Annotated in this window: 13 protein-coding genes and 1 pseudogene; 7 read left to right on the top strand and 7 right to left on the bottom strand. The window is 62.0% G+C overall.

Features of this window, described 5'->3' with window-relative positions; all coding sequences use genetic code 11:
• Nucleotides 1-18: 18 nt before the first annotated feature.
• Nucleotides 19-114, top strand: a pseudogene (locus tag J6497_RS42520) (BglII/BstYI family type II restriction endonuclease); the annotation flags it as partial.
• Nucleotides 115-247: 133 nt separating this feature from the next.
• On the opposite strand, the gene J6497_RS22230 reads toward J6497_RS42520, so the two are convergent.
• Nucleotides 248-337 (bottom strand): SEC-C metal-binding domain-containing protein, encoded by a 90-nt coding sequence (locus J6497_RS22230; protein ID WP_225706539.1) that lies wholly within the window; start codon nt 335-337, stop codon nt 248-250.
• 1,273 nt (nt 338-1,610) lie between these two features.
• Between J6497_RS22230 and J6497_RS22225 the strand changes: the two genes are divergently transcribed.
• The 5 genes from J6497_RS22225 (at nt 1,611) to J6497_RS22205 (ending at nt 4,671) form a co-directional block, all read left to right on the top strand.
• Nucleotides 1,611-1,877 carry a hypothetical protein gene (locus tag J6497_RS22225; RefSeq protein WP_225706405.1) on the top strand — a complete coding sequence of 89 codons (267 nt, stop codon included), beginning with the start codon at nt 1,611-1,613 and terminating at the stop codon, nt 1,875-1,877.
• A 197-nt stretch (nt 1,878-2,074) separates the two neighbouring features.
• Complete coding sequence (locus tag J6497_RS22220) at nt 2,075-2,515, top strand: nuclear transport factor 2 family protein (RefSeq protein WP_225706404.1); 441 nt, start codon at nt 2,075-2,077, stop codon at nt 2,513-2,515.
• A 232-nt stretch (nt 2,516-2,747) separates the two neighbouring features.
• Nucleotides 2,748-3,689 carry a hypothetical protein gene (locus J6497_RS22215; protein WP_225706403.1) on the top strand — a complete coding sequence of 314 codons (942 nt, stop codon included), beginning with the start codon at nt 2,748-2,750 and terminating at the stop codon, nt 3,687-3,689.
• 163 nt (nt 3,690-3,852) lie between these two features.
• Complete coding sequence (locus J6497_RS22210) at nt 3,853-4,278, top strand: hypothetical protein (protein ID WP_225706402.1); 426 nt, start codon at nt 3,853-3,855, stop codon at nt 4,276-4,278.
• Nucleotides 4,279-4,533: 255 nt separating this feature from the next.
• The gene (locus J6497_RS22205) at nt 4,534-4,671 is read left to right on the top strand and encodes a hypothetical protein (protein ID WP_165435628.1); all 138 of its coding nucleotides are present in this window, start codon (nt 4,534-4,536) and stop codon (nt 4,669-4,671) included.
• 52 nt (nt 4,672-4,723) lie between these two features.
• Here J6497_RS22205 and J6497_RS22200 read toward each other — a convergent pair whose 3' ends face one another.
• The 3 genes from J6497_RS22200 to J6497_RS22190 form a co-directional block, all read right to left on the bottom strand.
• Nucleotides 4,724-4,867, bottom strand: coding sequence for a hypothetical protein (locus tag J6497_RS22200; RefSeq protein WP_225706401.1), 144 nt, complete (start codon nt 4,865-4,867; stop codon nt 4,724-4,726).
• A 138-nt stretch (nt 4,868-5,005) separates the two neighbouring features.
• Nucleotides 5,006-5,485, bottom strand: a complete 480-nt coding sequence (locus J6497_RS22195) for a MaoC family dehydratase (RefSeq protein WP_225706400.1) — start codon at nt 5,483-5,485, stop codon at nt 5,006-5,008.
• A 5-nt stretch (nt 5,486-5,490) separates the two neighbouring features.
• On the bottom strand, nt 5,491-5,952 hold the full coding sequence (locus J6497_RS22190; protein WP_225706399.1) for a MaoC family dehydratase: 462 nt from the start codon (nt 5,950-5,952) through the stop codon (nt 5,491-5,493).
• Between the two features lie 207 nt (nt 5,953-6,159).
• Here J6497_RS22190 and J6497_RS22185 point away from each other — a divergent pair, with 207 nt between their 5' ends.
• Nucleotides 6,160-6,459: a DUF4282 domain-containing protein gene (locus J6497_RS22185; protein WP_225706398.1), complete on the top strand. Its 300-nt coding sequence runs from the start codon at nt 6,160-6,162 to the stop codon at nt 6,457-6,459.
• 5 nt (nt 6,460-6,464) lie between these two features.
• Here the strand turns inward: J6497_RS22185 and ychF are convergent, their stop codons facing one another.
• From ychF to J6497_RS22170, 3 genes are read right to left on the bottom strand one after another with little or no spacing between them, the layout of a single operon-like run.
• On the bottom strand, nt 6,465-7,562 hold the full coding sequence (ychF, locus tag J6497_RS22180; protein WP_225706397.1) for a redox-regulated ATPase YchF: 1,098 nt from the start codon (nt 7,560-7,562) through the stop codon (nt 6,465-6,467).
• Between the two features lie 59 nt (nt 7,563-7,621).
• Nucleotides 7,622-8,227 carry an aminoacyl-tRNA hydrolase gene (gene pth, locus J6497_RS22175; protein ID WP_225706396.1) on the bottom strand — a complete coding sequence of 202 codons (606 nt, stop codon included), beginning with the start codon at nt 8,225-8,227 and terminating at the stop codon, nt 7,622-7,624.
• Nucleotides 8,228-8,248: 21 nt separating this feature from the next.
• Nucleotides 8,249-8,968 carry a 50S ribosomal protein L25/general stress protein Ctc gene (locus J6497_RS22170; protein ID WP_225706395.1) on the bottom strand — a complete coding sequence of 240 codons (720 nt, stop codon included), beginning with the start codon at nt 8,966-8,968 and terminating at the stop codon, nt 8,249-8,251.
• Nucleotides 8,969-9,104: the final 136 nt, after the last annotated feature.

Genomic DNA, 9,104 nt, shown 5'->3' with positions numbered 1-9,104 from the left:
AGATAAACAACGCATTGGAGCAAGCTGCAAGACCGCGTTCAACGGGGTGTAGGCAATCCGTGTCCGCTCGTCCTTGTCGGCTTACCCGCTTCGATCGTCAGGTTCAAAGCCTGATTGACGAAGGCAGCGAGTGACTGTCACAATGGATTCCGGGCTCGCCGCTTGCGCGACGCCCCGAAATGACGTGTGGATAGATCACCGCCGGTCGGCAGCTACTCCCTGAAAGTAGTAATCGCGGTTTGCGCCGTCATGGGCGCCGGACTTCATGCAGCAGGCTTTGAAATTTGCGTCCGGAGCCGCAAGGGCAGAGGTCGTTGCGGCCAAGCTTTTCGCTCAGTTCGACGTCACCATGGATGACGCGTTGCCCGCGTTTGACATGGGTTTCCGAGGGGAATGAATTCCGCCGCTTACGCGTGACGCTGAAAGCTGGGGAGGTTTTCGAGATCGCGATGTTTGCGCATGACGCCCTCCATTGGTTTGAAATCGCGGCCTGTTGCCGCGGCGGGTGGTTAGCATAGTGCCCGTCTTTCCGGAAGCCGCGTTAGCGGCTATCCGGAATCCATGCATCCGCTGGCGCGCGTTGTGAACTGCTTCGCTGCGCACGCAAGGGCAATCTGCATCGAGCAGGCGCGACAAAGTAACTCGACGGGCAAATCAGCAAAAACCTGTCCAGTCCCCGCGGAAAAAATATTTCTGTTTTTCCGAAATGCAAATCAGTCTATGCGTTCGAGCGTCTCACCCGATTGAGGGGCGCTTCGCGATCGTCACGAGTGTTGCGGTGGGATGCGGTGGACGCGGATTGCGCAAACGGACGAGTGCGCATGAGGCGGACGGCGAAGTCGTGTGGTCCTGACGCCCCGACGCTGGTGTCAAGTCCGTGAGAAGCCAACGCTTCTGGCGGGCGACGGTGGCAAGAAGCCCGGTCTCACCGAGGAGAGCACGATATAAGCCGTAAGACCATTGCGCAGGGAATGCCGGAATGCCTCCGCTGAACCTGTATGCTCGTGTGCGCTTCTTTGTGCACTTATGCACACGAGACCGCGGGTGCAGCGCGCACCCGGCGTTCCCTGCCCCCTCTGTTCGATGAGAGGGTGGAACGAGATGCAAAGCTCGGGCACGACGTGCCGCGAGAATGCACACTCACATCCGCTATTTGATTCAGACGTGGGATGGGTAGAGCGAAGTGAAACCCATCATTCGAGTCGCTCGTCGCAAAGCTGATGGGTTTCGCTTCGCTCTACCCATCCTACGAGACTGCTGTTTGACAATTGAATCAGAATTTCCCGCGTCGTCCTGGCGAAGGCCAGGACCCATAACCACAGGCCCTTGTGGTGTGCTCCGCTGCAACCGCTTGCTCGCTCCACAGCATCTCCCTGTGGTTATGGGTCCCGTCTTTCGACGGGACGACGACAGAGTGAGATGCGAGAGCGCCTGGCAACTCCGCGAGCGCCGAGCGATGTAGGATGCGAGCAAGGCGACTCGCGCTTGCTGGGACCCGTCCACGAACGACAGGACGCCACTCCCATTAATTCGCCATCAGGTTGAACCTCGCCGCCGCTTGCGTGACCAACTACCCGGGATGTTGCGGATGACGGGGTTGACGAGACATCATGAGAATCGCGTTGCTGGCGCTGTTGGGTCTGGCATTCGGGGCGCTGGGCGGCGCCGCGCCCGGCATCAGCGCCGGGCTTGCCTGGATCGGAATCCTCAAAACCTCGAATTTTGAAGGCGATAGCGGCGCGCTGGTGTTCTTCACTTTCATGCCGCTGGGGGCGGTGATCGGCGGCATCGGCGGTGCGCTGCTGTTCGCCGTGCTCGCGATTCGCGACGCCGGGATCGCAATCGAGCATGAGCGGCTAGCCCGTCGCGACCGCTGACAGGCGGCGGGAGGCGGGATCCAGGCAAAATCCCGTAAAAACCTCTGCATTTGTGCAATGCAAAAATAACAATTGTGTTCTGGCACGGCCGCTTTATTTGAGACCGTGAAATTTGAAGTGCAGCAATCTGGCGCGGCGTCGGTGCGGACGCCCATCGGCCGTTGCTGTTTTGCAATCCAGATTTGGAAAGACGATAAATGACAGAGCATAGTCTCTGGCGTTTTTCGCGCGCGTTTCATCGCGCGATCAACGAACGCCAGCTCGCGGATATTGCCGCCCTGCTCGACGAGGACGTCGAATGGGCGATCTATGGACCGATCGACCTGTTTTCCTTCTTCGGCGCGCGTCACGGCAAGGCCGCCGCGCTTGAGGTGATCAGGCAGATAGCCGAGAACTTCCGCGTCCACCGCTTCGACCGCGAGGCCATCATGCTCGGAGTCGATTCTGCGGCATCGATGATGCGCTATTCGCTGACCGCACTGGATTCGAACAAGCCGATCGCCGTGCGGATCGCGCATTTCGCGCAATTCCGCGCCGGTCTCCTGACGCGCCTGCGCGTCCTGGTCGACAGCTTCGACCTGGTCGAGCAGACCGTCGGCTATCCGATCCACCTGCCGCGGATCGCAGCGGCGCAATAAGTGCCTCGAGTTTCGTCGTACCCGGGCGTTTCCCGGGTATCCAAATGCCTTCCTCCGCCAGCCCCAGGAAGGCGTGGATGGCCGGGACATTGGCTGAATGCGTTTCACGCTTTTGTGCCCGGCCATGACGATCCGACCCGTGCTACATGCTGCCGCGCCGGACAACAACGTCGCCGTCACAATTTTGCGCTACGGTGCACGTACTATTCTGACTGGAATGCGGGCTGTGGGAATGACCTCCAAACGACGATCTGGTTGGGCGTGGTTGCCGGTATTGGCTGCGAGCATCAGCATGGCGATGGTGCTGTCGGCAGCGGCGCAGACCTCGCGGCAAACCTCCCCGCAAATTTCCCCTTGGAGCGGTATCGACAATGAGACGCCGGCCGCCGAGGAGGCCGCGCCCGAACCCGAGGCAAATGACGTCGACGTGACGAAGGACGTCGAGGTGGACAAGCTCGACTGGAGCCTGCTCAGCGCCGATGCCTCGGCTTTCGATACCGTGCCGACACCGAAGAAGGGCGCCGCGCCGAAGAAGGCGGATGGCGGTGCCGCATGGTCGTCGAGCAACAATGCGAACGGCACGTCCGCAGTGTCGGTCAAGCAATCGGTCTCGCCGTTCTGGGACACGCGGATCGGCGCCGACATGACGGTCGCGCCCCAGGGCACGCTGACCAATTCCGAACTGCTGTCGGAGCGGCTCGCCAATGGCGGCAGCCTGCCGCAATCCTCCGGCACCGCCTGGGCCGCGATGACAGCACCGGGCGTTGCCTCGATCTGGGACAAGACCTCGGTCGAGGCCCGCGTCGATCCCGGCGCCGATCAGACCAAATTCGGAACCTCGATCAGCAAGTCGGTGCCGTTCGCCAACGACTATTCGTTGACGCTGCAGAACGGCTACAACCTGATCCAGCAGGGCGTGATGCCGGTTCCCGGCATCGTCAGCCATCCCTCGCGGAGCTACGAGGCCGATCAATCGGCCAGGCTCAGCATCAACGACCTGGGAACCAGCTTCATTGCCGGCCAGACGCTTGCGACCGGCGACGACAAATGGCTGCACCGGGTCGGTGCCGAGCAGAAGCTGTTCGACGGCATCACCATCTCCGGCTCGATCGGCGAGACCGCCCAGGGGCCGGTTAACAAGAGCCTAACGGCCGGGTTCAAGCGTAGCTGGTGAGGTCGGCCGGCCGCACCCTTCGCAATCCCTTAAGGAATGATCGAACCATTGCCGCAACTTGGCCTAGATGCGGTCAAAATCGGACGCCCATAGTTACCTCTTCACGTCGTCGTGCGGCGGGGGCCTTCCGCGCTCGCGTCATTGCGTAACAGAGGAATAGCCGATGAACGCCACCAATCGTTCCGAGCAAGTTGAAACGGAAGTAGAAGAGACGGAAATCGACAACAACCTCGCCGCCGTCTCGGACGTCGAGGCCGGCATTCGCGAATTCGTGCGCAACGATATCGCGTATCTGCGCCGGTCGCCGCAGCAGGTGAGCACGGAACCACTCGAGCCCAACACCGAGGCCACCGTGAACAATGTCAACTCGTTGATCCAGCGCGTCGCCGGCACGTCGCTCGCGGAGATCGAGAAGTTGATCTCCGAGCTCGAAAGCCTGCGCGACCTCCTGCACGCCGAAGGCCAGCGCGTCCAGCGCGAGATCTCGGGCTATGCCCAGCTCAGCCAGGCCGCGATGAAGTCCACCCGCATGATCGCCGACAACGTCACGCAGTGGAAACGCGCCGCCGACGGGCTGCGCAACAGCTGATCTCGGCGACTGCTACGACTTCATGACCGCCGCATCACCCGTGCGGAGGATGCGGCGGTTTCTATTTGACTAAAATGATTTGAACGATAAAAGCGCAGCGCGCCTAAGCATGATCCGGAAAAGTGGATACCGGTTTTCTGAAGAGATCATGCTCAAACAAAGAGCGCGATGATTTCTTGACTAGCGTTGATCGCTTCTGATCACGCCGCGACGGATGCCGCCACGGCACGCCGTTTCCTGGGGAAAACAGCACTGATGCAAAGCGTTCGGCCCGACAACACCGATCCCATCCCGCTGCGGCAATCGCCGCACAGTGTCGGCACCATCATGCTCCGCTTCGTTGGATTATTGATCGCGGCGACCGTGGTGATGGTGTTGATCTGGAGCCGCTGACGCCGCGCAGGCGGCCAATGGCGTGGCCGCTATGGTTAGCGGAAACTGAAGATCAGCGTCGGACGATCGCGCTGCTCTCGAGCGTGAAGGCGCCGTCGGCATAGCCCTTCACCACCATTCCGGTGGTCAGCATCACCGCAACCGTGACGGTCGCGAAAATAGCGCCCAGAACTTTCAGTCCGACACGATCTGCCATTGTCGTCCCCATGGTGCTTACCCTGGGTCTGATATGGCCGGCAGAAAGTTCAAAATGGGTTAGCAAATAGATCGTTTCCGGGATTCGTCGAATACGGTTAAAGAGCCGCAGGGTTCCCGCAACCACGCACGCTGTGTTTCAGCCTGCCTTCCGGCGTGGAACGAAGGCGGTGGCGAGGAACGAGAACACGGGTTCGCCGCGCTGGTTGGTACCGGTATTGCGGCCCTGCAGGATGCCCCATTCGGGACGCTTCTCGGACAGACGCTTGATCTCAACCACATTGGCATAGCTGACGGTGTCGCCGGCCAGCACCGGCCTGATCCAGCGCAGCTCGCGAAAGCCGGGCGATGGACCCCACACCGCGACCTCTTCCCCGCGCGCGGCCATCTCCTGCGCCAGACGCTTGCCGTCGGCGACCAGGAGCTTCATGCACACGGAGGCGACGTGCCAGCCCGAGGCCGCCAGTCCGCCGAACAGCGACTTGCGTCCTTCCTCCTCGTCGAGATGAAAGCGCTGCGGATCGAACTGCGCCGCGAATCGCTTGATGTCCTCGGCGGTGAAGGTGAACGAGCCGACCTCGCGCCGCGCGCCGATCTCAATGTCCTCAAAGAAGCGCATCGATGCTACCCCGCCACCGCTTCCGCGCGCCGGCCGACGATGATCGGCGATTCCATCTCGCACAACACGAGGCCGGCCGCATTGCGCACCGTGCACTTGAAAGTGACGATGCCGGTCGAAGGCCGGCTGCGCGAGACCCGCGCCTCGACCACGTCGACATCCAGCGTCAAATCGTCGCCCGGGCGCAGCGGCGCCAGCCAACGCATCTCGCTGACGCCTGGTGAGCCAAGCGATGCCGTGCGGCAGATGAAGCCGTCGGCCAGCATGCGCATCGTGAGTGAGCCGAGATGCCAGCCCGAGCCGGACAGCCCCTTGAGCATCGATCGTTTCGCCGCCGCTTCGTCGAGATGCATCGGCTGCGGATCGAATTCGGCGGCAAAGGCCAGGATCTCCTCGCGCGTGACGTGGCGCGGGCCAAACGTGCCGAAATGGCCGATCTTGAAGTCTTCGAAAGTAAGCGTGGTCATGCTGGGGATTTCAGGAGAGAGGGGCCTGATTGTGGCCGTTATTTGCGGCAATCTCAACCCGCCCGCCCGCATGGCTTGTTTTCAAGGGGATCACCATAGCGGGGGAGCACTGTCCTTGCGTACCGCTCCCCGACTTGCCCGGACACAGGTTCGGAGCTAGCCCTGCTTCGGCGCGACTCAAAATGGATTGGCCGGGAGAATCCACCGATGTTCGATTTTCAAGACCTGTTTCAGTGGGACCGCTTCATCACCCCCACGATCATCAAGACGTTCTACTGGCTGGTCATCGGCGTGATCGTGCTGTTCGGCATTTACGGAATCCTCTGGAGCCTGGCCGCAATGGCGGTCAGCCCATTCGGCGGCTTCATCCTGCTGCTCGCCTCGCTCACCAGCATCGTGGTCGGCATCGTGCTCTCGCGCATCGTCGCCGAATTCATCCTGATCGTGTTCCGCATCAACGAGCATCTCGGCGCGATCCGCGACCAGGGCCAGGGCGGGATGCGGTAGACGCGTTACGTGTTGAACCTGAAATGCATCACGTCGCCGTCGGCGACGACATAGTCCTTGCCTTCCAGGCGCAGCTTGCCGGCATCGCGGGCGCCGGCCTCGCCGCCGAGCGTGACGTAGTCGTCATACGCGATGGTCTCGGCGCGGATAAAGCCCTTCTCGAAATCGGTATGGATCACGCCGGCAGCCTGCGGCGCCTTGGTGCCGCGGTCGATGGTCCAGGCTCTGGCCTCCTTCGGACCGACGGTGAAATAGGTGATGAGGTGGAGCAGTTCGTAGCCGGCGCGGATCAGGCGGTCCAGACCGGCTTCCTCGAGCCCCAGCGTCTCCAGGAAATCGGCGCGCTCCTCGCGTGACAGCGTTGCGATCTCGGATTCGATCTTGGCGGAGATCACGACGGCGACCGCGCCCTCTTTCTTCGCTTGCTCGAACACCTGCTTCGAAAAGCCGTTGCCATCCTTCGCGGAAGCTTCCTCGACGTTGCAGACATACAGCACCGGCTTGGAACTCAGAAGCCCAAGCATGCGGAAAGCGCGCTCCTCCTCCGGCTTGCGCTCGAGCGCACGCGCGGGCCTCCCCTCACGTAACAGTACCAGCGCGCGGTTGACGAGGTCGAGCTGTTCCTTGGCCTCCTTGTCGTTGCCCTTGGCCTTCTTGGTGAGATTGTCGAGGCGTTTCTCAAGGCTGTCGAGATCAGCCAGCATCAATTCGGTTTCGATGGTCTCGATATCGGCCAGCGGCGCGATCTTGCCCTCGACATGGGTGATGTCGGAATCTTCGAAGCAGCGCACCACATGCGCAATCGCATCGACCTCGCGGATGTTGGCGAGGAACTGGTTGCCGAGCCCTTCCCCCTTGGAGGCGCCGCGGACGAGGCCTGCGATATCGACGAAGGTCAGCCGAGTCGGGATGATCTGCGCCGACTTTGCGACGGCCGCGAGCTTGTCGAGCCGCGGATCGGGGACGGCGACCTCGCCAACATTCGGCTCGATGGTGCAGAACGGATAGTTGGCCGCCTGCGCTGCGGCCGTCTCCGTGAGCGCATTGAACAGCGTCGACTTGCCGACATTGGGCAACCCGACGATCCCACATTTGAATCCCATCGTGCTTTCCGATCTCCCGCGCGAATGTGCAGCGGCTGAATTGACTTGAGGAACGGGCGTTAGTTTCCGCCCTCTTCCTCGCTGTCGAAAAACCCCTTCGCCTGCATCGTCAGATGCACCTTGTTCTGGAATGACGAGTCGTGCCCCGCCGCCAGGAGGCTGGCATTGTCGGCGATCGCTTCGCACAGCGCCTTGACCCACGGCCGGTCGCTCTTGGCGAAATCCGACAGCACGTGACTGTGCACGAGTTCCTTGATCCCGGGATGACCGACCCCAAGCCGAACCCGGCGATAGTCGTTGCCGATATGCGCGGAAATCGAGCGCAAGCCGTTATGCCCGGCGATGCCGCCGCCGATCTTGACGCGCACCTTTGCCGGCGGCAGCTCGAGCTCGTCCTGGAAGACGGTGACGTCGCCGGCTGAAAGCTTGAAGAAATTCTGCGCTTCCTGCACCGCGCGCCCGGACTCATTCATGTAAGTGGTCGGCTTGAGCAGCACCACCTTCTCGTGACCGAGCAGGCCTTCGGATGTCTCGCCCTGAAAGCGGCGGCGCCACGGTGCGAAACCATGACGCCGCGCAATCTCATCGACGGCCATGAACCCGATGTTGTGCCGATTATCAGCGTATTTCGCGCCGGGGTTACCGAGGCCAACAAAGAGTCGCATGACGCGGCATCCCGCGTCCGCTTACTTCTTCTTGTCGCCGCCAGCCGGTGCCTTGGCAGCACCCGCCGCGGGAGCCGCAGCACCTGCCGCCGGAGCAGCTGCACCTGCAGCCGGAGCCGCAGCGCCTGCCGCTGGAGCCGCAGCACCTGCCGCTGCCGCCTTCTGCTCTTCGGCGTAGCCGGACGGCGGCACGATGGTGACCAGCGTGGCGTCCTCGCGCGACAGCGCCTTTACGCCCTTCGGCAGCTTGATGTCCGACAGATGCAGCGAGTAGCTGATTTCCAGCGCGCCGACATCGGCGTCGATGTACTGCGGAATGTTTTCGACCGAGCATTCGAGGTCGATCGTGTGGGTGACGATGTTGACGGTGCCGCCGCGCTTCACGCCGGGCGCCGTTTCCGCGTTGATGACGTGCAAGGGGACACTGACGCGGATGGTCGCGCCTTCGCCGAGCCGCATGAAGTCGACATGAACGGGGAAGTCCTTCACCGGGTCGAGGTGATAGTCGCGCGGAATCACGCGGTGCTTCTTGCCGTCGAGATCGATGTCGAACAAGGTCGTCAGGAACCGGCCGGCGAGGATGCGCTGGCGCAGCTCGCGGTCTTCGACCGAGATGGTCAGCGGGGGCTTGTTGTCACCATAGATCACTCCGGGAACTCTCCCGGCGCGACGCTCGGCCCGGGCGGCCCCCTTGCCGCTCTTCGGACGTGCGGTCGCCTTCAATTCCTTGACGGTCGCCATCAGTCTAAGTCCTTGTTTTGCAAAAAGTTAAAGGCCGCATCGCGGCCCCGTTTCGCGTGCCGCAGCAAGCCTCCAGGGGTGCGGGGGCTGCGGACGTGGCGGGCTTTTAGCCCCAAAGGGCAGAAATGACAAGGAA

This window comes from Bradyrhizobium cenepequi (assembly GCF_020329485.1).
GTDB lineage: Bacteria > Pseudomonadota > Alphaproteobacteria > Rhizobiales > Xanthobacteraceae > Bradyrhizobium > Bradyrhizobium cenepequi.
Note: the sequence above shows the minus strand (reverse complement) of the source record. Positions and strands in the feature narration are given on the sequence as shown.